The sequence below is a fragment of the Paenarthrobacter sp. NCHU4564 genome (assembly GCF_052156435.1).
Taxonomy (GTDB): Bacteria; Actinomycetota; Actinomycetes; order Actinomycetales; family Micrococcaceae; genus Arthrobacter.
Genome location: NZ_JBQLIS010000007.1, coordinates 82,707 through 104,514, shown reverse-complemented (window position 1 = coordinate 104,514; position 21,808 = coordinate 82,707). Strand labels below are relative to the sequence as shown.

Annotated in this window: 22 protein-coding genes; 8 read left to right on the top strand and 14 right to left on the bottom strand. The window is 62.9% G+C overall.

Annotation, left to right across the window (positions count from 1 at the left end; genetic code table 11):
- Window positions 1-27: 27 nt before the first annotated feature.
- From ACSVIE_RS09610 to ACSVIE_RS09600, 3 genes are all read right to left on the bottom strand, one after another.
- On the bottom strand, window positions 28-3,579 hold the full coding sequence (locus ACSVIE_RS09610) for a DNA polymerase III subunit alpha (protein WP_442423662.1): 3,552 nt from the start codon (window positions 3,577-3,579) through the stop codon (window positions 28-30).
- An 11-nt stretch (window positions 3,580-3,590) separates the two neighbouring features.
- Window positions 3,591-3,923, bottom strand: coding sequence for a DUF6504 family protein (locus ACSVIE_RS09605; RefSeq protein ID WP_426002878.1), 333 nt, complete (start codon window positions 3,921-3,923; stop codon window positions 3,591-3,593).
- 79 nt (window positions 3,924-4,002) lie between these two features.
- Window positions 4,003-5,049 carry an FAD-dependent monooxygenase gene (locus ACSVIE_RS09600; RefSeq protein WP_442423661.1) on the bottom strand — a complete coding sequence of 349 codons (1,047 nt, stop codon included), beginning with the start codon at window positions 5,047-5,049 and terminating at the stop codon, window positions 4,003-4,005.
- On the opposite strand from ACSVIE_RS09600, the gene ACSVIE_RS09595 reads away from it, so the two are divergent.
- Both ACSVIE_RS09595 and ACSVIE_RS09590 read left to right on the top strand, forming a co-directional pair.
- On the top strand, window positions 5,039-5,476 hold the full coding sequence (locus ACSVIE_RS09595) for a TetR/AcrR family transcriptional regulator (protein ID WP_442423660.1): 438 nt from the start codon (window positions 5,039-5,041) through the stop codon (window positions 5,474-5,476). The genes ACSVIE_RS09600 and ACSVIE_RS09595 overlap by 11 nt on opposite strands.
- 60 nt (window positions 5,477-5,536) lie before the next feature.
- The gene (locus ACSVIE_RS09590) at window positions 5,537-5,926 is read left to right on the top strand and encodes a hypothetical protein (RefSeq protein ID WP_426002882.1); all 390 of its coding nucleotides are present in this window, start codon (window positions 5,537-5,539) and stop codon (window positions 5,924-5,926) included.
- Window positions 5,927-5,930: 4 nt separating this feature from the next.
- On the opposite strand, the gene ACSVIE_RS09585 is transcribed toward ACSVIE_RS09590, so the two are convergent.
- A complete protein-coding gene (locus ACSVIE_RS09585) occupies window positions 5,931-6,677 on the bottom strand; it encodes an SOS response-associated peptidase (RefSeq protein WP_426007545.1) in 747 nt (248 codons plus the stop codon).
- 150 nt (window positions 6,678-6,827) lie between these two features.
- Here ACSVIE_RS09585 and ACSVIE_RS09580 point away from each other — a divergent pair, with 150 nt between their 5' ends.
- From ACSVIE_RS09580 to ACSVIE_RS09570, 3 genes are all read left to right on the top strand, one after another.
- Window positions 6,828-7,085 (top strand): mycoredoxin, encoded by a 258-nt coding sequence (locus tag ACSVIE_RS09580; RefSeq protein WP_426002883.1) that lies wholly within the window; start codon window positions 6,828-6,830, stop codon window positions 7,083-7,085.
- Between the two features lie 116 nt (window positions 7,086-7,201).
- A complete protein-coding gene (locus ACSVIE_RS09575) occupies window positions 7,202-8,287 on the top strand; it encodes an S-(hydroxymethyl)mycothiol dehydrogenase (protein ID WP_426002885.1) in 1,086 nt (361 codons plus the stop codon).
- Between the two features lie 11 nt (window positions 8,288-8,298).
- Window positions 8,299-8,922, top strand: a complete 624-nt coding sequence (locus ACSVIE_RS09570; protein ID WP_442423659.1) for an MBL fold metallo-hydrolase — start codon at window positions 8,299-8,301, stop codon at window positions 8,920-8,922.
- Between the two features lie 11 nt (window positions 8,923-8,933).
- Here the strand turns inward: ACSVIE_RS09570 and ACSVIE_RS09565 are convergent, their stop codons facing one another.
- The 3 genes from ACSVIE_RS09565 to ACSVIE_RS09555 are packed head-to-tail and all read right to left on the bottom strand — an operon-like array spanning window position 8,934 to window position 11,015.
- Complete coding sequence (locus ACSVIE_RS09565; protein WP_442423658.1) at window positions 8,934-9,692, bottom strand: lipoate--protein ligase family protein; 759 nt, start codon at window positions 9,690-9,692, stop codon at window positions 8,934-8,936.
- A complete protein-coding gene (locus ACSVIE_RS09560; protein ID WP_426002890.1) occupies window positions 9,692-10,495 on the bottom strand; it encodes a thioesterase family protein in 804 nt (267 codons plus the stop codon). Before ACSVIE_RS09560 ends, ACSVIE_RS09565 begins: the two co-directional genes overlap by 1 nt.
- Before the next feature lie 31 nt (window positions 10,496-10,526).
- The gene (locus ACSVIE_RS09555; RefSeq protein ID WP_442423657.1) at window positions 10,527-11,015 is read right to left on the bottom strand and encodes a DedA family protein; all 489 of its coding nucleotides are present in this window, start codon (window positions 11,013-11,015) and stop codon (window positions 10,527-10,529) included.
- 70 nt (window positions 11,016-11,085) lie between these two features.
- Between ACSVIE_RS09555 and ACSVIE_RS09550 the strand changes: the two genes are divergently transcribed.
- Complete coding sequence (locus ACSVIE_RS09550) at window positions 11,086-12,045, top strand: hypothetical protein (RefSeq protein WP_442423656.1); 960 nt, start codon at window positions 11,086-11,088, stop codon at window positions 12,043-12,045.
- Here the strand turns inward: ACSVIE_RS09550 and ACSVIE_RS09545 are convergent.
- Both ACSVIE_RS09545 and ACSVIE_RS09540 read right to left on the bottom strand, forming a co-directional pair.
- Entirely contained in the window at window positions 12,042-13,550 is a 1,509-nt protein-coding gene (locus ACSVIE_RS09545) for an FAD-dependent oxidoreductase (RefSeq protein WP_426002895.1), read from the bottom strand. The two genes, ACSVIE_RS09550 and ACSVIE_RS09545, sit on opposite strands and share 4 nt — an antisense overlap.
- Before the next feature lie 80 nt (window positions 13,551-13,630).
- The gene (locus tag ACSVIE_RS09540) at window positions 13,631-14,122 is read right to left on the bottom strand and encodes a DNA alkylation repair protein (protein WP_426002897.1); all 492 of its coding nucleotides are present in this window, start codon (window positions 14,120-14,122) and stop codon (window positions 13,631-13,633) included.
- 61 nt (window positions 14,123-14,183) lie between these two features.
- Between ACSVIE_RS09540 and ACSVIE_RS09535 the strand changes: the two genes are divergently transcribed.
- Window positions 14,184-15,281, top strand: a complete 1,098-nt coding sequence (locus ACSVIE_RS09535) for a PDDEXK nuclease domain-containing protein (protein WP_426002898.1) — start codon at window positions 14,184-14,186, stop codon at window positions 15,279-15,281.
- Between the two features lie 2 nt (window positions 15,282-15,283).
- Here the strand turns inward: ACSVIE_RS09535 and ACSVIE_RS09530 are convergent, their stop codons facing one another.
- Entirely contained in the window at window positions 15,284-16,252 is a 969-nt protein-coding gene (locus ACSVIE_RS09530) for a dienelactone hydrolase family protein (protein WP_426002900.1), read from the bottom strand.
- 145 nt (window positions 16,253-16,397) lie between these two features.
- Between ACSVIE_RS09530 and ACSVIE_RS09525 the strand changes: the two genes are divergently transcribed.
- Complete coding sequence (locus ACSVIE_RS09525; RefSeq protein WP_426002901.1) at window positions 16,398-17,705, top strand: HNH endonuclease; 1,308 nt, start codon at window positions 16,398-16,400, stop codon at window positions 17,703-17,705.
- Here the strand turns inward: ACSVIE_RS09525 and ACSVIE_RS09520 are convergent.
- The 4 genes from ACSVIE_RS09520 to nrdE form a co-directional block, all read right to left on the bottom strand.
- A complete protein-coding gene (locus tag ACSVIE_RS09520; protein ID WP_426002903.1) occupies window positions 17,702-18,043 on the bottom strand; it encodes a YciI family protein in 342 nt (113 codons plus the stop codon). The two genes, ACSVIE_RS09525 and ACSVIE_RS09520, sit on opposite strands and share 4 nt — an antisense overlap.
- 79 nt (window positions 18,044-18,122) lie before the next feature.
- Complete coding sequence (nrdF, locus tag ACSVIE_RS09515; protein WP_397321585.1) at window positions 18,123-19,097, bottom strand: class 1b ribonucleoside-diphosphate reductase subunit beta; 975 nt, start codon at window positions 19,095-19,097, stop codon at window positions 18,123-18,125.
- A gap of 110 nt (window positions 19,098-19,207) precedes the next feature.
- Window positions 19,208-19,417, bottom strand: coding sequence for an ABC transporter ATP-binding protein (locus ACSVIE_RS09510; RefSeq protein ID WP_442423655.1), 210 nt, complete (start codon window positions 19,415-19,417; stop codon window positions 19,208-19,210).
- A 244-nt stretch (window positions 19,418-19,661) separates the two neighbouring features.
- Window positions 19,662-21,803, bottom strand: a complete 2,142-nt coding sequence (gene nrdE, locus ACSVIE_RS09505; RefSeq protein WP_442423713.1) for a class 1b ribonucleoside-diphosphate reductase subunit alpha — start codon at window positions 21,801-21,803, stop codon at window positions 19,662-19,664.
- Window positions 21,804-21,808: the final 5 nt, after the last annotated feature.

Here is a 21,808-nt window from a genome sequence, read left to right as displayed (position 1 = left end):
TCCAAAGCAACGTGCCGGTGCCTTGGGTCAGCTCCCAAGTCCGGTGATGGCGAGGTTCCTTGAGACGCCTGCAAGCGGTCCCGGCTCGCTGAATTCGAGTGGAATGTCGACGCCGGAGGGCAGGGTTCCCGGATATGGCAAAGTTTCCGGGCGCCCCAGGTCCCAGGCCTTGCTTGCGCTGATACTGATGCCCCGGGGACCTGTCCTTCGGGTGGTTCCCCGGATCAGGAGCAAGCGGGTGCCGAACAGCAGGGAACCCGATTCCTCCTGCGCTTCATGGAAAAAGACGCTGTCCACACAGCCAGTGCCGTCGTCGATGCTGATGAATACCACCCGGCGTCCGCCCCGCATGGGAGGGGTCTGCGTTGCAACCCGGACACCGGCCACCAGCACCTCAGTACCGTTCCTTAGCCCAAGGAGCTTGTCCGCCGTGGTGACCCCCAGCCTGTCCAGCAACGGCCGGTGGCTTTCCATCAGGTGCTCACTCACATCCACAGCCATCAGGTCCAACTCCGCGCGTACGGTTTCAACCCGTGTAGGTTCCGGCAGTTCGGGAGTGATGTTCCTCAATTCCACGTCTCCCAGATTGAAAGACAGCTGGCCAGTAACCACCTCAGGAGCTTTCCTGGCAGCACTTGTCTGCAGTGATTGCAGATGCTGGACAACGTCTGCCCTGGTTGCAGTCCCCCCAGCGTCCTTGTGCAGGGCATCGAAAGCCCCCAGCTGGGCAAGCCTCTTGATGTTTGGCTTACTGACCCTGGCCCTGGCCCGGAGATCCGCCAACGAATCGAATGGCTGTCCTGCCACAATCCGTCCCAGCTCGGTTTTGGACAGGCCGTAGATACCGGTAAGGCTCAAGCGGATACCCAGCTTGCCACGGTCAGGGCCGTCCTCCAGTTTCTCCACCCGGTATTCGGCCTTGCTGCGGTTGATGTCCAGGGGCAGGATCGGAATGCCCAGCCTTCTTGCCTCGGCCACAAGAAGCCGCTTGGGGTACATCCCGGGATCGTGCTCCCACAACCCGGCCAGAAAGGCCTCGGGATGATGGGTCTTCAACCATGCTGACTGAAAGGTTGGCACGGCGAAGGCTGCCCCATGCGCCTTGCAAAAACCAAAGCTCCCGAACGCCTTCAAGGTTCCCCAGACCTTGTCCACCACTTCGGGTGGATATTTTTTGATGGCGTGGAGGCGGAAGTATTGTTCTACTCCGGGTTCGTGGCCTTCGTCGCCCAAGGCACGCCTGAATTCATCGGCTTTGGCCAGGCCACAGCCCGTCATGACATCGAAGGTCTTCAGGATCTGTTCGTGGAAAACGGTGACCCCGTGGGTTTCTTCCAGGACAGGCTTGAGGTCGGGATGCGGATAGTTCTCAGGCGCAAATCCATGCCTGTGTTCCAGGAAGGGACGAACCATGTCGGATTTCATGGGCCCTGGCCTGAACAGGGATATGTCGATGATGAGGTCGTTGAACTCCCGTGGAGCCATCTTTCCAATGAGTTCACGCTGCCCCGGGGATTCGATCTGGAAGCAGCCCAACGTATGGGTGCTCCGGATCAGGTCATAGGTGGCCTCGTCGTCCAGGGGAACTGCATTGAGGTCGATTCTCCCATCCGGGCCGATATAGGAGGGGCCTTCACCACTGGTGCCGGTGGGATGGTTTCCGGCTGCAGTTACCTCCGCTTTGGAGGGGTGCAGGCGGATGATTTCACGCACTGCGAAGGCCATGGCACTTTGCATCCGCACTCCCAGGACATCAAGCTTCAGCATGCCCATGGGGTCCATGTCGTGTTTATCGAACTGGCTCATGGGCAAGCCGATACCACTGGGTTGCACCGGGGTGCGGTCAAGGAGGGTTGCGTCCCCCAGGATGACTCCGCAGGGATGCATGGAGATATGCCGTGGCAGCCGGTCGAGCCTCTCCGTCAGATCCACCAGGAGATCCAGCTGCTGATTTTCCTCCATGGATGTGCGCCTTGACCTGGAAGCCTCTACCCTGTCTGCAAACTCACGCAGTTCGGGCTTTTCCTCCAGGGCTTCACGGAACTTCCGGGCGGAGAACCGCCACAGCTGCTTGGCGATCTCCCCGATCTCTTCATCGGCCATGCCAAGGGCCAGGCCGGCATCCCTTACCGCACCGCGTGCCCTGTAACCGTTCTGCATGCTCATCAAGGTGACCCGCTCAGCGCCAAACCGATCGAAAATGCGCCTGTAGACGTTGTGCCGCTCGGCACTCTCGACATCGATGTCGATGTCAGGAAGCGTTGAGCGGTGTCCTGACAGGAATCTTTCGAAAATGAGGTCGTGCCTGATGGGATCCACCTGGCTGATGTCAATCAAATAATTGACCAGGCTTGAGGCGCCGGACCCCCGCGCCGCCACCCTGACGCCCATGTCGATGATCATGCGCGAAACCTCAGCGACGGTGAGGAAGTACGAGGCAAAGCCAAGTTTGCCAATGATTTCCAGTTCATGGTCCAACCGCGAGCGCACCTGCTGATAGGACTTTTCCTTGATCCCGGGGAATCGTCGGTTGATGCCGGCTTCGCAGCGTTGGGTGAGTTCAACCATGGGGTCTTGGTCGATGCCGATGATGGCGGCCTCGGGTACCACGGGCTTTTTCCAGCCCATGTCCCTGACGGGGTCCATTCGGCATTTATCGGCGAGCGCCTCGGTGTTTGAGAGGAGTTTGGTGAGTTCCGGTGCTCCGTAGCCCGCTGCGGACATGATTTCCTTGCCCAGCTGGTGCATTTGCCCCGCATTTTTGAGCCATCCTTGGCCTGTGGGTTGGAGTTGGCCTGGAGCTTGGACTTGGCCGGCGGGGAACAGTTGGGGTTCTGCTGAGAGTTCGGGGAGTGATTTGAGGGTTCGTGCGGCGTCCAGGACATCCGCGGTGGGCGCGCCGTCCTGGGCGCAGTAGCGTACGGCGTTGGTGAGGACGGCGGGGATGTTGAATTCCATGGCCAGTTTGAGCATGCGGATCGCGTGGGCGGTGCTGAGGGATTCCCCGGGTGCACTGAGATGGGAGACGGTTTCTGCAACGACGGTTCCAGGGGGCATGGCGTCAACCCACTGTTTGAAGAGGGTCCTGGGCCTGAGGTATTTCCTGCCACCCATGGCCCGGCCGACGTCGGAGTCGGGCCCGATAAGGACGGTTAGTACGGGCTTGAGGGTTTGGGGGTCCAGGGTACGGGAGGCCAATTCTTCCCGGGTGACTGCAGCGGGGATGGTTCCGCCGGCTTTTCCGGAGGTCCGGGCGTGGGCGTCGGAGACCAGTCGGCACAGGGCGCGGTAGCCTGCCCCGTTGTTGTGGCCATGGGCGAGGACGATGACGCGTCCGCCTATCTGTGTCCGGTGGTCACCGTCGGGGTCAAAGACAGCGAGGTCTGCACCAACAATGGGGTCCAGTCCTGCGTCCATGCAGGCTTTGAGGTGTTTCACGGTGCCGTAGAGACCGTCCCGGTCTGTGCAGGCGAGCGCTGTAGCTCCGTCGGCAGCGGCTGCCTGGGCGAGGTCGTCCGGCCAGGAAACTCCGTAGTGGGCGCTGAAGGCTGTGGATACGTGGAGGTGGGTGAAGCTCATGGTTCAGGGGGTCAGGCGGCTTCGTCGGGTTCAACGGCGTGTGCGGGCGCGGCGTCGTGGATGCGGAGGACCCGCCATCTTCCGCTGCCGAGGTGGCGGACGAGGTCAAGGGTGATGGGGTCGGGTTCCTGGGCTGTTGTGAGTTGGACCCGCCAGATTTCGTGGTCTACGAGTCCGGTACCGCTTCCCAGGGGTGCGCGGGTTTCTTCGGCCCACCATTGGCGGCGTTCGTACCATCGGTCCGGTTGGTTGATGACCTGGCGGCGTTGTCCTTTCCAGTGGACGTGGCTTGGTTGCCCTGTTTCTGTGCAGATGACGTCAACGGACTCGCTGAACAGTCCCATGTGAGCGCTCCTTACACCGCCGGCCGTATTCGAAAGTATGTTCGAATACAGCCAGTTTACGACGCTCGACCGACAAAACCTACTCCACGGTTTTTACCGCTGCTGCCTTGTTGGCAATCCGCTTTCCCACCTGCCTAAGCAGTGCATCACGCGCCGGTTGCATGGTCCGGGCAAGTGCTGTCCGGCCCATGGCAGAGGATGCCAGACGTAGTTGCTGGGTGGGCAGCACGCGCTTCTTGTTGTAATTGGCCAAGGCATCTTTGAGCGGTAGTGCGTTAAGGAAGCTTCCCAGGGTAACTGCGTCAATCAGGGATTCGCAGGCTCCGCGGCCAAGGTTTGGGGTCATGGCATGGGCCGCGTCTCCGATCAGTACCACGTTGCGCCGTGTATACCGGGCCAGCGGCGGTGCAATCCAGATTCTTTGTGCCAGGGTGGTTTCAGCTGTGGCTTGGGCAAGGACATGTTGCACTGCTGCGGCGTGGCCGGAAAACAGCCGACGGGTGGTATCGAGCGCCTCAGGAACATCGACCTGGTCAGGTCCCAGGCCGGAACGGAACGATGCGTACCAGTTGGTGCCCTCCCCCGCCGGGGCAAGCCCGAAGAGGTTTCCCCGCCCCCAGTACTCCCCCACGTCTTCGGGTGAAGGATTGCCCGGGATCACTCCCCGGACCGCCAGGACGGGTGTGGGCCTGGCTACCGCCCGCGAACCCCAGTGCGTGCGGCGGACAACACTGTGGACCCCGTCTGCACCTACGGTCAGCCAAGAATCCCGAGGAAGCCGCTCAACCCGCCCGGTAACGCGGCGCACCGTGGTGGGGACGGCGGAATCGAGCAACTTGAGGAGGGCTGGGCGCGGTATTCCGAGGAGGGCATCTCCTTCCATGGACAGCATCGCCTGCCCTGAGGGGTCGCGGAGGGCCCCTGAAGCCAGCTTTGTTCCTGCGTCACGGAGTTGATCCAGGAGCCCAAGCCTGGCGATTGCGGCCTGGGCGCCGGCCCACATGGCGAGTGTTGTTCCGACGCCGGGCAGTTCCGGCCGTTGCTCATGGAGGGTGACGGCGAACCGCTCCGGATCAAGGATTCCCGCTAATGCCAGTCCGGCTATACCCCCGCCGATGATGTCCACGTGCTCCTCCAATTACTTCCGTAACCGGGCCGCTTTGGTGGCAGCCGCCGTCGATCGCGTAGAGCAGCAGGACATGCACCTTCTGCGGCATTTCGGCACGGAAGAACCCCCGACGACGGTCGCTGCCTTGGCGGAGCAGCTCGCCACCGCGGTGTTGACACTGGCCACCGACCATGCGGACCTGACCCGCGCCCGGTTCGCCTTCGCCTTGGACCAGCCCGGGGTCGTCACGGCCGGCCATGAACGGATGCTGGGTGGAATGGAAATGCTGCTGGAGTCCATGGGCCTGCCCGGGGCGAGGTTGCGGGCCGAGGCTGTGGCCGACTACAGCGACGGCTTGGCCATGCACCTGCTGACAGCCCGGCGCGGACAGCACCCTGACCACGCAACCGTTGCCGCCAATATACGTCGGCTCCTGGAAGGATGATGGCGCCCCGGAGGGACCCAAGGGGTGGACGGAGGCGGGTCGGCAGAGCAGGATTGTGGCATGAGCAACCATGACGCACTCCTGAAGCAGGTCAGCATCACCGCCACGGAAGACAACCTCGTGGCCAGGTTCGAAATCGAAGGCGATATACCAGGCTCAGGCGCTTACGTCGTGGGCCTGGTAGCTGCCAGCGAGGATTACTCGTCGCAACGACGGCTGGGCATCGAGTTCATGAATGGTGAAGCAATTTCGTTCTATTCCTTCAACCACTCACAGAGCGCTGAGGAAAACTACGACATCAAGGGCGTAGAGCACAGCGGCAGTGTCATCACCGGCAACTTCCCCAAGGCAGCCATCGGCGGGCTCAGTGATGACCACGTGCTCACAGCGTTCAGTGAAGCCGACGGCCGCGACTTTCAGTCCGGCGTGCCGGTCACCGAAAAGCTCTGACCGCCTAGAAGAGCGCCTCGACCGGCCGGATCAGCTCGGGAGAGTTGTTCCGGACATTTCCGACGGCGGCCCCCACCGCATCCAGCGTCCAGTCGGCGGCCGCGTCATGCGCCCGCGAGCGGACCATGTCCACCAAAGCCGCTGCGTCGTCCTGCCGGGGGTCAAGCCAGGCTTCCATCGTTTCAGCACCCATGGGCAGCGGGACCCGGTCATGCAAAGCCGTCAATTCATCGAAGACTGAAGCGCTGCGCCGGGTGCGGGCAGATTCAGCGGTTGGCGTGTCAGCAGTGATGATCGACATGGAGAGCAGCCACCGCGCGGGATCGTCTTCCGGCAGGGACTGGTCCTTCCACCATTCGTAAAGGCCGGCGAAAACAACCCCTTCACCGTTTCCTGGATGCACATAGTAGGGCTGCTTGTTCTTGCCTTCGCCCTTTTTCCACTCGTAGTAGCCATCGGCCGGGACGGCGCAACGCCGGGCGGCAGCAGCCTTCCGGAACGAGGGTTTCTCCAGGAGGGTTTCGCTGCGGGCGTTGATGAGCCGGGCCCCGCCCTTGGCATCCTTGGCCCAGGAAGGTACCAAACCCCACTTCGCCAGGTGAAGTTGGCGCTTCACCCCTTCTGCCATATCCCGTTCCAGGACAATGGGAACGGTGTCCGTCGGGGCCACGTTCCAGGACTTTTCCAATGCGATTTCGTTCTCGAGTTCGGCGTCGAATTCAGCCAGCAGGTCACCCACGGCACGCGCCATCACATAACGTCCACACATGCGAACAGTCTGCCCTGTCCCCGGCCGGCACACCAGCAAGCATGTGACGTAACCAGCCGACGGGAATTATCCGCCACCGGGTTACCGTTGTTACCGACGAACCACCTTGAAGACGACACAGAGGAGAGCTCCGTGGATTTCACCCCCGAGTCCGGCACCATCACCATGTTCTCGACCACCTGGTGCGGTTACTGCAACCGCCTCAAGAAGCAGCTTGACGCCAAGGGCATCGGCTACACAGAGATCAACATCGAGGAAGTGGAAGGCACTGCCGAACTGGTGGAGCAGCTCAACGGCGGCAACCGCACCGTACCCACCGTTCTTTTCCCGGACGGCACCGCGGCAACCAACCCGTCTGCATCGGACGTGGAATCCCGCCTCGCCGCCTAGGCACCAGGCCTGTTTGATGGGCAGGCGGGCAAGCGTGATAGACAGGGAGGGAAGCTGTTGGGACCGCACGTCCCGGCAGCACTCCCCGCTATCCGCGAGTCCGAAGGGAACCCTTGATGGTCCACTCTGTCCAAGGCGTCGTCGTACGCTCCAAAGGCGCACCAGCAACACTTGAAACCGTCCTCGTCCCGGACCCGGGACCGGGCGAGGCATTGGTCGACATCCTCACCAGCGGAGTCTGCCACACCGACCTGCACTACAAGCTCGGCGGCATCAGTGACGACTTCCCGTTCCTGCTGGGCCATGAGGCCACGGGTGTGGTCAGCGCCGTGGGTCCGGACGTCACTGACATTGCCCCTGGTGACCGGGTGGTCCTGAACTGGCGTGCCGTCTGCGGGACCTGCCGGGCGTGCGCCAAGGGGCAGCCGCAATACTGCTTCAACACGCACAACGCCACGCAGAAGATGACCCTCGAGGACGGCACTGAACTCTCGCCCGCCCTCGGTATCGGTGCTTTTATCGAAAAAACCCTCGTGGCCGCCGGCCAGTGCACCAAAGTCGACCCCGACGCCGATGCCGCCGCTGTCGGTTTGCTCGGCTGCGGCGTCATGGCAGGCATCGGAGCAGCCATTAACACCGGAGAGGTCAAGCGGGGCGAGTCCGTGGCCGTGATCGGCTGCGGCGGCGTAGGCGTCGCCGCGATTGCGGGTGCTGCCCTGGCCGGCGCCACCACGATCATTGCCGTCGATATCGATCCCAAGAAGCTCGAACGGGCCAAGGACCTCGGGGCTACCCACACGGTCGATTCGTCGTCCACCGACCCTGTCGAGCAGATCCGCGCCCTGACCGGGGGCTTCGGCGCCGACGTCGTCATCGACGCCGTGGGCCGGCCGGAAACCTACAAGCAGGCGTTCTATGCCCGTGACCTCGCCGGACGCGTGGTCCTGGTGGGTGTGCCCACCCCGGACATGACCCTTGAACTGCCCCTGCTGGATGTATTCGGACGCGGTGGCGCCCTCAAGTCCTCGTGGTACGGCGACTGCCTGCCCTCCCGCGACTTCCCCCTGCTCGTGGACCTCTACAAGCAAGGGAAACTCGACCTGGACGCTTTCGTCACCGAACGCATCACCATCGACCAGGTGGAAGAAGCCTTCGACAAGATGCACCACGGTGATGTCCTGCGATCGGTGGTGGAACTGTGAGCAAGGACAGCATGAGCATAGACCGCGTCATCACCTCGGGAACGTTCTCGCTGGACGGCGGAACCTGGGACGTGGACAACAACGTCTGGATCATCGGCGACGACACCGAGTGCGTCGTTATTGACCCGGCGCACGACCCTGCCGCGATTGCCCAAACCGTCAACGGCCGCACCGTCAAAGCCATCCTGCTGACTCACGGGCACGACGACCACATCCGCTTCGCCGGCGAATTCCGGGACCTCGTCAAGGCACCCATCCACCTCCACCGCGAAGACTGGATGCTGTGGCAGGCCGTGTTCCCGGACACCGACCCTGACCACGCGATCGACGACGGACAGGAATTCGCCGTAGCCGGCACCACCCTGCGGGCCATTCACACCCCGGGCCACTCCCCCGGGTCAGTGTCCTTCCACCTCCCGGACGAAGGCACACTGTTCAGCGGTGACACCCTCTTCAACGGCGGGCCTGGGGCCACGGGACGCTCCTACAGCGACTTCCCCACGATCATCGAGTCCATCCGCACACGGCTGCTGACCCTCCCCGGCGAAACAGTCGTCCGGACCGGGCACGGGGACTCCACCACGATCGCCGACGAGGCACCGCACCTGGACGAGTGGATCGCCAGGGGTCACTGACCCCCGGGTTCCTACGGCAGGAGAGTCCGGAAGTCGCCGTCGTGGATGTCACCGTAGGCACGGTAGGCATCCACCACGGCGGCTTCCACCGCCGTGACGTCCACGTGCGGCAGCAAATCGTTGGCAGCCCCCGCCGTGGCAGGGTCCCACTCCAGGCCCAAAGCGTCATAAGTGGCGGTGAGGACATCCCGGATCGGACCGGAGTCCTCCACCACAATCACGGAACTGAAGAGCCAGCCGCCTGACACCACGCGCTGGGCGGTACCGATCAGCTTGATGCGGTGGGCAGGAAAGTCCGGATCCTCACCGTGCACGCTGAACTCGCCGGGGCAATACTCGCCCGGGATTTCCCCAACGGCAGCATGCACGCCCACGCCGCGAAGCGCTCCTGCCAGCAACTCACCGAACTGGGAGAACCGGGCTTTTGCCCGGACAATCGCGTCCGGGTGGGGCTCCACGTGGTCGATCACCAACGTCCCTTGATGGTACGCAGCCGCCCGCCCGCCGGCTTTCCGTACCAGCGGCTCAAAGCCACGCACCCGGCATGCTTCCTCGGCGGCCGCAAAACCCGGCAGCTTGGCATCCCGCTGTCCGAACGCCACGGTAGGTTGCGGCCGGTACAACCGCAGGCATGGCCCGAGCCGGCCGCTGCGGGCCCGCTGCAGCAAGTCAAGCGCGAAGTCCAGGTCTTCTGCCGCTCCCAGCGATTCCACCTGGCGGTACAAGGTGAGTTGCGGTTTCTCCGAAACCACCGGGTTTCCTTCAGTCATCAGCTTTTCCTCAAGGTGAGGATCTGCTCGGCCCGGCCGAAGGGACCGTCCACGTCGTGGAGGACCGTGGACGTCAGGCCGATGCCGTCAGCGCCAAACGACACTTTGTTGTCCAGCCCCAGCCATTCGCCTGACGGTGCACGGTACATGTGGATCTGCAGGTCCACGTTCGGGAAGATGTAGCTGTCCCCGCCCGGCGGGACGCGGGCGGCGATCCCGTTGGCGGTATCAACCAGGCCCATGAGCCGGGCCACATCGCTGCTGTCTGCCCGGTCGGTCAGCGGATGGTGGGTCCGGATCCATACCTTGCCGGAACCAGGGCGGTGCCCTTCGGCGATCCTCATCTCCAGGGACCGGATATACCCGCCGGGCCAGACGCTGGCGCCATCCCATGGCTTGCATTCGTCGGGAGCGGGCATGGCCTCGTCCTCCACCGCGGCAACGGCACTGGTGTCGCTGGTGATCATGCGCCAGGCCGAGGCCCGGATAGCTACCCGGCCGCCGGCCGACAACTCGGCCCCGATGAGCTCAATGGTCCTGCCCGGGCGGAGCGTGGAGGTGGTGACCTCGAATTCACCGCCGGGGATCAGGCCGAGGATCTCGAAGCTGATGCGGGCCAGCCGGACATCTTCCCGCGGCTCGTGGCGCAGCAGAGCGTCGGCCACAATGCCGGAAGCGGGGGCCATGTGCTGTTCGTGCGGATTCCAGGCACCCTGTGCGTGGAGGGTGGAACGGTAACGCCCGCCACCCAATGTCTGGTAGTAGAAGTTGCCTTCCGCGAGTTCCGGTAATGCAGTAGTCAACCCGAGCCTTTCGCCGATCCAGCAGTGGAACTCAGACCACTGTATCCGCTGACTTGGCAGCCGACCGACGCCGTCGGGATACGACTACCCCCGCCACCAGGACGCCTAGTCCTGCCGCTGCCACCGCCGCGCCCACGGGAGAAGCCGCCGCAACAGCAAGCCATGCCTCGATGGCGGCCAGGCCGATCGTGGCGTACAACAGTGCCCACAGGACCGACCCCGCAATGGCTGCCGGAAGATAACGCCGCAACGGCATCCGGGCAGCACCGGCGGCGAGGTTGACGGCCGTCTGGAGGCCTACGGTCAGGAAGGAAACCACGACGGCGTATGGTCCCCACCGCTGGATCAGCGTCTGGGCCCGGGCTGCTTTGGGGCGCTGCAGGGAAGAACCGAACCGCGTATGGGACAAGCCGGCGGCCGCACCCCGCCCCAGCCAATAGGTGGCGTTGACACGGATCATGACGATTGCGAAAAGCGCGGCAAGTGCCACGCCGAAGGGCAAGCTCATGATCTGGTCCACGGACTTAGGCTACCCTAAGACGCTGGGTGTCGCGTCCGCGGTCACGGGTTGATGCTCCTAGGATGAAGGCATGGACCTCCGCGAAGCTGCCCACCGGCTCTATGCGGTCATGCCGCGTGAATTCACCGCGGAGCGGACCGCACTGGCCCGCAAAGCGAAGGACCAAGGGGACAAAGACCTCGCCAAGGACATCACGGGTCTCCCCAAGCCTGCCGCCGGCGCCTGGGCCATCAACATGCTGGCCCAACACCGGCCCGAGGTGATTGACGGCGTCGTGCGTTTCGGCGCATCCCTGCGGGAAGCGCAAGCCGGGGGCGATGCGGAGGCGTTCCGCGAACTGGGCCAGCAGCGCCAGGGCCGGCTGGGTGCCGCCGTGCACGAGGCAAAGGACCTGGCCTCCATGCTGGGAACTCCGCTGAGCGCCGCCGCGGCCGCCGATGCTGAACAAACCCTCCGGGCGGCCATGGCAGATGCCGGCGCGGCCTCGGCCGTAGCCACGGGCAGGCTGGTCCGCGGACTGAGCAGCAGCGGTTTCGAGGCAGTGGACCTCACTGATGCCGTGGCCGCAGCCGGCCCGGGTGAGGCGACTGCGGCAGAATCCCCCGTGGTGGCACCGCCTGCCAAACCCGCCGCGGCACGGAAGGAAAAGAAGGCATCCGCGCCCCCTGCACGCAAGAAGGAAGCCGGGGAGCAGGCCACGTCCCTTGCAGAGCGCAGGGCCGCGAAAAAGCGGGAGCAACTTGGGGAGGCCCGCAGCGAATTCGAGGCAGCCGACAAACAAGCGCGTGAGGCCGAAGACGCCGCCTCGAAAGCCTGGGACACGGTCAAGGATCTGGAGGAACGCAGGAAAGCCCTGGAATCGGAGATCGCCGATGCCCGGAAAATCCTTGCAGCCCTCGAAGCGGAACTGATCGGTACCACACGGGACGCCGAAACCGCGGAATCAGCCAGGAAGCAAGCCGTCAGGACAGCCACGCAGCAACGGAGGGCCGCCGATCAGGTCCAGCGGCGCGTCGATCGGTTGTCCTAGTCCTTGTTCTTGCCCGGCGACGTCTTCAGATGGTGCGTTGCGGGACCTTCCAGGTACTTGCCTTCCGGCGTGAACCTCGAGCCATGCAGCGGGCAGTCCCACGATTTTTCGGCGTCGTTCCAGCTGAGGATCCCGCCCAGGTGGGAACACACGGCCGAAACCTTGCACACCTTTCCATCGACTGTTGACACAGCTGCAGGTTCACCCTTGTAAAGGCCCACGACGCCGGTTCCCTCCGAGGGCCGCGTCTGGTCCGTGATTTCCGGGTTGCTGCGGATCCTCGCCTGGTCCTCCACCAGGCGCTTGGCCACGCCGGCGTTCAACCGGATCGCTTCCGCAGCTCCCTTGGGGGACGTGGTCCGGTGGTGGATCACCCGCGCCCAGTCCGACTGGCCGCCCAGAATGTCGGAGGTGATGGACAGCGCAGCGGCGACTCCGTTGCTCATGCCCCACTTGTTGTAGCCTGTGCCGAAAAAGATCCTGCCGTGACCGCGGGGCAGTTTGCCGAAAAACGGCATGAGGTTGGTGGCCCTGTAATCCTGCGCAGACCAGGTGTGCGTGGCCTGCGCCCCCGGATAGTGCTGTTGCGCCCACCCCAGCAGCTCGTCCAGATGGGCCTTGGGTGACGCCGCCCTGCCTCCGGTGTGCCCATATCCGCCCACCAGGAGAAGCTCACCTTCAGCCACGGGCTGGGTCCGCTGGGACCGGGTGGGGGAATCGATCGAGAGGTACATGGCCTGTGGCAGCGGCATCCCTTCGGGTAGCCGGAGCGCCGCGGCATAGGAACGGTTGGGTTCAAGCTTGGCAAAGTAGAGGCCGCGGTCCAGGATCGGGGTCCCCGTGGCGACCACCACGGTATCGGCCGTAAAGGCCCCTTTCCGGGTGGTCACTTCCAAGGGGTCCCCGGCTCCGACGTTCTGGACCTGGATGTCCTCGACGATCAGGCCGCCGTGCCCGCGGATGTCGCCCGCCAGCGTATCGATGACCTCCATCGGATGGATTTGTGCCTGGCCTTCGAGCTCCAACGCTTCCACCACGGGGAACGGAAGGGCAGCGTCGCGGCTGAAGTGCACATCGAGTCCTGCGTCGCGCGAAACCGCAGCTTCCTTGCGCAGCTGCCGCGCGCCGTCGTCGCTGGTTGCGAACGTCACCGCCGTCCGGCGCTGGAACGGGATGCCTTGCTGCTCCATGTACTGCATCAGCCATGCCTGGCCCGTCCGGTTGGCTTCAACATATGCCTGCACCACCTTGAGGGAGTACTGGCTGCGCAATGATGACAACGCACCGCCCTGCAGGAGGCTCAGCTTGCCGGTCGTGTGGCCGGTGGTCACGGCCCCCAGGGTCCTGGCTTCGAATACCGCCACCCTCTGGCCGGCGCGGGACAACAGCAGTGCAGCCACCATGCCCGTCAGCCCTGCACCCACCACTATGGTGTCGAAATGTTTGCGGTCAGGGATCGCATCGGACGTAAAGGTGGACTCCCGGTCCAGCCACAGCGATTTCATTCGAACAACCTGCCTCTCAATTCACGGAATTGGCGTCTGGCATGCGTTGCAGGAAACGCTAGGCGGGTCCGCGGCGCTAATCAAGGGGCAGGGCTGCCCACTGCGAGCGCGGCGGCTCGGTTCAACCAGGGGTCGGAGTCTTGTGACCACCGCTCCACCACGCGCTGGGCACGTTCTTTTGCCTGCCCGTCGAGCCTGTCAAGCAGTGGCCTGATGACGTCTGTTGCCAGCGGGTCCACCAGTTCGGGAGTCCCTGACTGGCGGAGGAATCCTTCCAGGCGGGTCAGGTCGGTGTTCAGCAGGAGCCCTGCTTTGCTTTGCAGCAGGACTATTGCCGCCAGCCGGCGTTCAAAGACGGGTACGGACCAGAGTTCGGAGCCCAAGGCGGTTACCTGGTCATGGTCCAGGTCTTTGTGCCGTTTGAGGGCGTCCCTGACCGTGCCCCGCACGGCGCCCATGGAAGCGCCGTAGACATCCATGAGGTTCCCCAGCCGCTCCCGCGCCTCATGCTCCTTCTCCCAGGAGGATTCGCGTTGGAGGGTGTAATCGATGAAGTCCCCGGCCGCACTCACCCGCCTATTTTGTCAGTGCCTTCCCATAGCTTGTTTCCACCAACCGCTGGACAGGAGACACATGGCGTCGCAAGAACTCACCACCGGCAGTCCTGCCGCGTCCTTCCCGGAGGTGCCGGCCGCATCCTCCTTGCCGGAGTGGTACCCCACGCTTTTGCGCTCCGTCGCGCTGGAAGTCCGTGCTGGACGCAGCCGTGTGCTGGCTGCGGCCAACAGCGAGCTTCTTGCCTCATACTGGAGCATTGGCCGCCACCTTGCGGAGCGCGAGTCGCAGCAGGGATGGGGCGCCAAAGTCGTGACGCGCTTGTCCGCCGATATCCGGGACCGCTTCCCGGAAGCCAAGGGCTTTTCCCCGCGGAACCTTCGGTACATGAAGAGCTTCGCCCAGGCCTGGCCTGAGTTTCCCCAGTTGCAAGCGCCGCTTGCAACATTGCCTTGGTACCACCAGATCGCGTTGCTGGAAAAGCTCGACGACGCCGCCACGCGGCTTTGGTACGCAGCGGCGGCAGCCGAGCACGGCTGGTCCCGCAACGTCCTGGTCCACCAGATCCAGACGCACTTGCATGAACGGTCGGGCCAGGCCATCACCAATTTCAAGTCCACCATGGTGCCTGTCGACTCGGATCTGGCGCAGCAGGCAACCAAGGATCCCTACGTTTTCGATTTCCTGGCCATGACGGACAAGCACACGGAACGGGAATTGGAGCTGCAGTTGGTCAAGCACGTGGAGAAGTTTCTCCTGGAGCTCGGGCAGGGGTTCGCCTTTGTTGGCGAGCAGGTGCGGCTGGAGATCAACGGGGATGAGTTCTTCGCGGATCTCCTCTTCTATCACCTCAAGCTTCGCTGCTACATGGTGATCGAGCTGAAGGCTGTGAAGTTCGAGCCAGGCTTCCTGGGGCAGCTGGGCATGTACATGGCCGCCGTTGATGACCTCATGGCCCATCCTGATGACAAGCCAACCATCGGCTTGCTCCTGTGCAAGGAGAAAAACAGCGTTGTGGCTGAGTATGCGCTGCGCGGTTTCAACACTCCAATCGGTATTGCCGAATGGCGCACCTCGCTCGCTGATTCCTTGCCGGACGAGATCGCCTCCAGCCTGCCCAGCATCGAGATCCTGGAAGCCGAGCTTGCCAGCGAGGCGGACCGTCTGCAGCGGTAGCTCTATACGTTGTCCTTGAACCAGGCCAAGGTGTCGTTCCAGGCTGCCGTTGCCTGGGCTTCGTTGTACCTGTCGCTGGTGTCGTTATGGAAGGCGTGGTCCACGCCCGGATATACCTTGAGCTGGTGTTTCACGCTGGTGTCGTCCAAGGCATTCTGGAGCTGGGGCATGGCCCCGGTGATCCGTGCATCGCGCTCTGCATAAACGCCTAACACCGCCGGCTGGATGGTGGCCACCTTAGCCAGGTCCGGAGCCGGTCCGTAGAACGCACTCGTTGCCTTCAACCCGGGGATTTCGGTACTGGCCTGCCACGTGATCCCGCCACCAAAGCAGAAGCCCACCATGGCGATACGGCCCTGCTCTACGAAGCCCTGGCCGTTGAGGTAGTCGAAAGCGGCTTTGAAATCTGCAACGTGACGCTGCGCCCCGGCCTGCGTCAGCGCGCCAGGTACCGCGTCCGGGTCCATGTTTGCCGTGCCGCCCTCACGGCTGAGCAGGTCCAAAGCCAAGGCCGCATAACCCTCTTTGGCAAAGCGGCGTGCAACGTCCTGGATATGGGGTGTGAGCCCCCGGTTCTCATGGCAGATCAGGACTGCCGGGCCGGGGTTGCCGCCGTCCGGACGGGCAAGGTAGCCGCTGATCTCCGTTCCTTGGGCGTCAAACTTCACCGTGGAGGCCGTCAGCCCCGGTGCACCCTCCGGGACTGTCAACGGGCTCTTGGCGTTGGGGACAGCGGTGGTGGCCCCGTTTGCCGGGCCGCTTGCGTTCGGGGTGGGCATGGGGTCCCCGCTCCTGGGAACCTCATCCGGCGTGCAGCCTACCAGCGTCATCGCAGCGGCGGCCGCCGTCATGCTCCCCATGATGAATGCGACCCGCCGCGTAAACGTCTTGTGCGACATTTCACCGGCGCGGTAGTCGTCGTAGAACTCTTCGATCAGGTACTTCTCGAACTTCTCCAGCTGCCGGGTCATGGTTGGTCCTCCCCTTGGATGCCGAATATCCTCCCCTCATGTAAGGACGCAGGCAAGGGCGGGCTGGTTCAACGGGCGGGAAGTCTGGGTGATGAGGAACGAAGCGCCGGCTAAAAATGTCAGTGCCCCGTGACATCGTAAAACCATGAGCAACGTCCGGGAGTTGGTAACCACAGCACCGGCCGCTGGGCTGCCCGGTGTTCACGCCCCTGTGGACGACGGCAGTATCAGCAAGGACCTCGTGGATCAGCTTCGTGTTCTTGAGGACATGAAGTCGGCAATATCGGCGCTGCAAGCCAAGATTGCCGTGGCTTTCGATCTTGCCCAACGGCAGGAGCAGGCCGCTGCCGGCGTGCCGGCGGCGGAGCAGGGAAGTGGCAGCGCCGCGCAGGTCGCTTTGGCACGCCGTGAATCGCCCAACAGAGGTTCCCGGCTTCTGGGCCTGGCCAAAGCACTCGTCACTGAGATGCCGCGCACCCTCGCAGCTCTGGAAAGCGGCCGGTTGAATGAGTGGCGGGCCACCCTTCTGGTGAAGGAAACAGCCTGCCTGTCCATGGAGGATCGATGCGCCGTGGACGATGAGCTGGCTGCCGACACCGGTACCTTTGATGGCTCAGGAGACAAAGCGATCGTTGCTGCTGCCAAAGCGGCTGCTTACCGCCGCGACCCGGGGTCGGTAGCGCGGCGCGCAGCCAAGGCGGTCAACGATCGCCACGTCAGCCTTCGACCGGCACCTGACACCATGGCCTATCTGACGGCCCTCCTGCCGGTCGGCCAAGGAGTGGCGGTGTTCGCTGCACTGACACGGGATGCCGGAACGGCACGGTCGGAAGGTGATCAGCGCTCCAAGGGCCAAGTCATGGCCGACACGCTCGTCGAGCGCATCACCGGAACCCCCGCGGGGTTCTCCGGAATCGACCTCCAGCTGGTCATGACCGACCGGACACTCTTGCAGGGCGACAGTGAGCCGGCCCGGCTTGCAGGATACGGCGTGGTACCTGCGGACTGGGCAAGGAAGCTGCTCTCCACGGGGCCTGGCGGGACCAGCCAACAGAACAACCAACCCGCAGAACTCCATGTTTGGCTCCGACGCCTCTTTACCGCTCCGGGGACCGGAGAACTCCTTGCCACGGACTCACGTGCCCGACGCTTCCCCGCCGCCTTGCGCCGCTTCATCGAAACCCGCGACCACACCTGCCGCACACCGTACTGCGACGCGCCCATCCGCCACCACGACCACATCATCCCTTGGGCCTCAGGCGGCAGTACAAGCCTGGACAACGCCGCAGGTCTCTGCGAGCAATGCAATTACACAAAAGAAAAGCCTGGATGGAGTGTGGAACCGGAACCGGGAAAGCGCCATGCGCTCAAAGTTTCCACACCCACCGGACACAGCTATCGTTCACTGGCGCCCCCGCTGCCCGGCCATGTCAGTACCAGGCTGCTTCCTTAGCTCGCGGGATCGTACTGGAACTCCCGCAACTCCTGCGGACACCGGCACGCCACGGCGATCTTGGCTGCCCACTCAAGCGCGGCTTCCCGCGAAGGCAGTTCAAGCACCGTGTAGCCTCCGTTGGGTACAGTGTGCCCGGGATAGGTGCCCGGGGTCACGGTGCCATCCCCGGCAACACGGACCGGTGCGACGTCCTCGTTGATCCCGCCGCCGAACACGTACACGCCGGCAGCCTTGGCTTCCTCAATGACGGCGTGGGACTCCTCCACTACTGTCTGGAATTCTCCTTCGGGGATTTCCATGGCTTCGCCGGGAAACGAGATCAGGTACTTGGTCATGCATGGTCTCCATCGTTAACGGCAAGGCCCCTCGCACAGCGGTGCGAAGGGCCTTGAACCTACCAAAACAACATTGGACTTAGAACTCCCAGTCCTCATCCTCCGTGTTCACGGCCTTGCCGATCACGTAAGAGGAACCCGAGCCGGAGAAGAAGTCGTGGTTCTCGTCGGCGTTCGGGGACAGGGCAGAGAGAATGGCCGGGTTCACGTCGGTGACCGATGCCGGGAACATGGCTTCGTAGCCCAGGTTCATGAGGGCCTTATTGGCGTTGTAGTGCAGGAACTTCTTGACGTCCTCGGCCAGGCCGACGCCATCGTAAAGATCGTGGGTGTACTGCACTTCGTTTTCGTAGAGCTCGAACAGGAGCTCGAACGTGTAATCCTTGATCTCCTGCTTGCGGGCCTCGGAAACCTTTTCAAGGCCCTTCTGGAACTTGTAGCCGATGTAGTACCCGTGTACGGCCTCGTCGCGGATGATGAGGCGGATCAGGTCAGCCGTGTTCGTGAGCTTGGCGCGCGAAGACCAGTACATGGGCAGGTAGAAGCCCGAGTAGAACAGGAAGCTCTCCAGCAACGTGGAGGCGACCTTTCGCTTCAGGGGATCGTCGCCCTGGTAGTAGTCCATGACGATCTGGGCCTTCTTCTGCAGGTTCTCGTTCTCGAGCGACCAGCGGAAAGCGTCGTCAATCTCCTTGGTGGAGCACAGGGTGGAGAAGATGGACGAGTAGGACTTGGCGTGCACCGACTCCATGAAGGCGATGTTGGTGTACACGGCTTCTTCGTGCGGGGTCAGTGCGTCCGGAATCAGCGAGACGGCTCCAACGGTGCCCTGGATCGTGTCCAGCAGGGTCAGACCCGTGAAGACACGCATGGTCAGCTGCTGCTCCTGCGGCGTCAGTGTGTGCCACGACTGGACGTCGTTGGACAGCGGCACCTTCTCGGGCAGCCAGAAGTTGTTGACCAACCGGTTCCAGACTTCCACGTCCTTGTCGTCCTGGATCTTGTTCCAGTTGATCGCCTCGACGTGGCTCAGCAACTTAACCTTCTCGGTCATTTTCTTCCTCCACCTGACGGCTGTTACGGGATCCGCCCACTGAACTTCGATAAATACTAGCGGCTGGTGCGGTCAAGACTTCACTTGACCGCACCAGCCATCACAGACGGCTAGACCCTCTGCTTGATGGTCCCGCCGGGATTCCGCTTGGCCGCCGCGCCCGTGACGAAACGGCCCGTGTCCGCAGAGCGATTGACCGTGCGTGACTTGCTGGTACCCGAGCCTACGAACTCCACGGTCGTAGTGGCCGGTCGCCGCGAAGCAACCGACATGGACACGAACTCCCCCGACTTTGCATCGCGAGCAATTTTCTGAGCCACTATGGCTCCTTTCTGCCGAAAGATAGGCGGTTATGTGACAGTCGGTGGTCCCGACCGTTGACATCCCGCTCCAAGCATTGGACGTGCATCCAAGGTGCCTGATACATTCGACGTTCCAGAGTAACCATTTGGAGCGTCTCGTTAGCGGGACATTTTGAGGGGCTGCGTTAGAGCGCAGCCCCTCAAACCTTTTAAGCCCTGCGCCCGACGGCAGCAATCATCCGTCGCTGACTTGAAACTTCAACTAAAGCATGCACGAAACGCAACCTTCAACCTCGGTCCCTTCCAGCGCGAGCTGGCGGAGACGGATGTAGTAGAGGGTCTTGATGCCCTTGCGCCAGGCGTAGATCTGCGCCTTGTTGATGTCACGCGTGGTGGCGGTGTCCTTGAAGAACAGCGTCAGGGACAGGCCCTGGTCCACGTGCTGCGTGGCAGCGGCGTAGGTGTCGATGATCTTCTCGTAGCCGATCTCGTAGGCATCCTGGTAGTACTCCAGGTTGTCGTTGGTCAGGTACGGTGCCGGGTAGTAGACGCGGCCGATCTTGCCTTCCTTGCGGATTTCGATCTTGGCGGCCACCGGGTGGATGGATGAGGTGGAGTTGTTGATGTAGCTGATGGAACCAGTGGGCGGCACGGCCTGGAGGTTCTGGTTGTAGATGCCGTGCTCCATCACGGAGGCCTTCAGTTCGCGCCAGTCGTCCTGGGTAGGAATGTGATGGCCGGCGAAGAGTTCACGGACACGCCCGGTCTCCGGAGCCCATTCCTGCTCGGTGTACTTGTCGAAGAACTCACCCGAAGCGTACTTGGAGTTTTCGAAGCCACCGAACGTCTGGCCGGTCTCGATGGCCAGCTTGTTGGAAGCGCGGAGGGCGTGGAACAGCACCGTGTAGAAGTAGATGTTGGTGAAGTCCAGGCCTTCTTCGGAGCCGTAGTGGACGTGCTCGCGGGCAAGGTAGCCGTGGAGGTTCATCTGGCCGAGACCAATCGCGTGGCTCTGGGCATTGCCCTGGGCGATCGACGGCACGGAGTTGATGTAGGACATGTCCGAAACAGCACTGAGCGCACGGATGGCGGTCTCGATCGAGTCACCGAAGCTCGGCGAGTCCATGGTCTTGGCAATGTTCATGGAACCGAGGTTGCAGGAGATGTCCTTGCCCACTGTTTCGTAGCTCAGGTCTTCGCCGTAGATGGACGGGGTGGAAACCTGCAGGATCTCCGAGCAGAGGTTGCTCATGGTGATCTTGCCCTCGATCGGGTTGGCCCGGTTCACGGTGTCCTCGAACATGATGTACGGGTAACCGGACTCGAACTGGATCTCGGCGAGGGTCTGGAAGAACTCGCGGGCGTTGATCTTGGACTTCTTGATCCGGGAATCGTCCACCATCTCGTAGTACTTCTCGGTAACGGAGATGTCGGAGAAGGGCACACCATAAACGCGCTCGACGTCGTACGGCGAGAAGAGGTACATGTCCTCGTTCTTCTTGGCGAGCTCGAACGTGATGTCCGGAATAACAACACCCAGGGAGAGGGTCTTGATGCGGATTTTCTCGTCAGCGTTCTCGCGCTTGGTGTCCAGGAAGCGGTAGATGTCCGGGTGATGGGCGTGCAGGTACACGGCACCGGCGCCTTGGCGGGCCCCAAGCTGGTTGGCGTAGGAGAAGCTGTCTTCGAGGAGCTTCATCACCGGGATGACGCCGGAGGACTGGTTCTCGATCTGCTTGATCGGAGCACCGTGTTCACGGATGTTGGTCAGGGACAGCGCTACGCCGCCGCCACGCTTGGAGAGCTGCAGCGCGGAGTTGATGCCGCGGGCGATCGACTCCATGTTGTCCTCGATGCGCAGGAGGAAGCAGGAGACGAGCTCGCCGCGCTGGGCCTTGCCGGCGTTGAGGAACGTGGGGGTGGCGGGCTGGAACCGGCCGTCGATGATCTCGTCCACCAGGCGGGTGGCGAGCTCTTCGTTGCCGCGGCCCAGGTGCAGGGCGACCATGCAGACGCGGTCTTCGTAACGCTCCAGGAAACGCTTGCCGTCGAAAGTCTTCAGCGTGTAGGACGTGTAGAACTTGAAGGCACCAAGGAAGGTCTCGAAGCGGAACTTCTTCTTGTACGCGCGGTTGAAGAGGTCCCGGATGAAGTTCATGGTGTACTGGTCGAGCGTTTCGCGCTCGTAGTACTGGTTCTTCACCAGGTAGTCCAGCTTCTCTTCCAGGTCATGGAAGAACACCGTGTTGTTGTTCACGTGCTGCAGGAAGTACTGGTGGGCGGCTTCGCGGTCGGCCTCGAACTGGATCTCGCCGTTGGCGCCATACAGGTTCAGCATGGCGTTGAGCTCGTGGTAACCCAAGCCCTTATAGGCCTCCGGCAGTGGCTTCTTGGCCGTATCCACAGCGC

Excerpts from the sequence above, each read along its gene's own strand:
- ACSVIE_RS09610 (WP_442423662.1), bottom strand. The coding sequence starts at position 3,579 with ATGAGCTTCACCCACCTCCACGTATCCACAGCCTTCAGCGCCCACTAC.
- ACSVIE_RS09605 (WP_426002878.1), bottom strand. The coding sequence starts at position 3,923 with ATGGGACTGTTCAGCGAGTCCGTTGACGTCATCTGCACAGAAACAGGG.
- ACSVIE_RS09595 (WP_442423660.1), top strand. The coding sequence starts at position 5,039 with ATGATGTCCACGTGCTCCTCCAATTACTTCCGTAACCGGGCCGCTTTG.
- ACSVIE_RS09590 (WP_426002882.1), top strand. The coding sequence starts at position 5,537 with ATGAGCAACCATGACGCACTCCTGAAGCAGGTCAGCATCACCGCCACG.
- ACSVIE_RS09585 (WP_426007545.1), bottom strand. The coding sequence starts at position 6,677 with ATGGCGCGTGCCGTGGGTGACCTGCTGGCTGAATTCGACGCCGAACTC.
- ACSVIE_RS09575 (WP_426002885.1), top strand. The coding sequence starts at position 7,202 with ATGGTCCACTCTGTCCAAGGCGTCGTCGTACGCTCCAAAGGCGCACCA.
- ACSVIE_RS09570 (WP_442423659.1), top strand. The coding sequence starts at position 8,299 with ATGAGCATAGACCGCGTCATCACCTCGGGAACGTTCTCGCTGGACGGC.
- ACSVIE_RS09565 (WP_442423658.1), bottom strand. The coding sequence starts at position 9,692 with ATGACTGAAGGAAACCCGGTGGTTTCGGAGAAACCGCAACTCACCTTG.
- ACSVIE_RS09550 (WP_442423656.1), top strand. The coding sequence starts at position 11,086 with ATGGACCTCCGCGAAGCTGCCCACCGGCTCTATGCGGTCATGCCGCGT.
- ACSVIE_RS09545 (WP_426002895.1), bottom strand. The coding sequence starts at position 13,550 with ATGAAATCGCTGTGGCTGGACCGGGAGTCCACCTTTACGTCCGATGCG.
- ACSVIE_RS09535 (WP_426002898.1), top strand. The coding sequence starts at position 14,184 with ATGGCGTCGCAAGAACTCACCACCGGCAGTCCTGCCGCGTCCTTCCCG.
- ACSVIE_RS09530 (WP_426002900.1), bottom strand. The coding sequence starts at position 16,252 with ATGACCCGGCAGCTGGAGAAGTTCGAGAAGTACCTGATCGAAGAGTTC.
- ACSVIE_RS09525 (WP_426002901.1), top strand. The coding sequence starts at position 16,398 with ATGAGCAACGTCCGGGAGTTGGTAACCACAGCACCGGCCGCTGGGCTG.
- ACSVIE_RS09520 (WP_426002903.1), bottom strand. The coding sequence starts at position 18,043 with ATGACCAAGTACCTGATCTCGTTTCCCGGCGAAGCCATGGAAATCCCC.
- nrdF (WP_397321585.1), bottom strand. The coding sequence starts at position 19,097 with ATGACCGAGAAGGTTAAGTTGCTGAGCCACGTCGAGGCGATCAACTGG.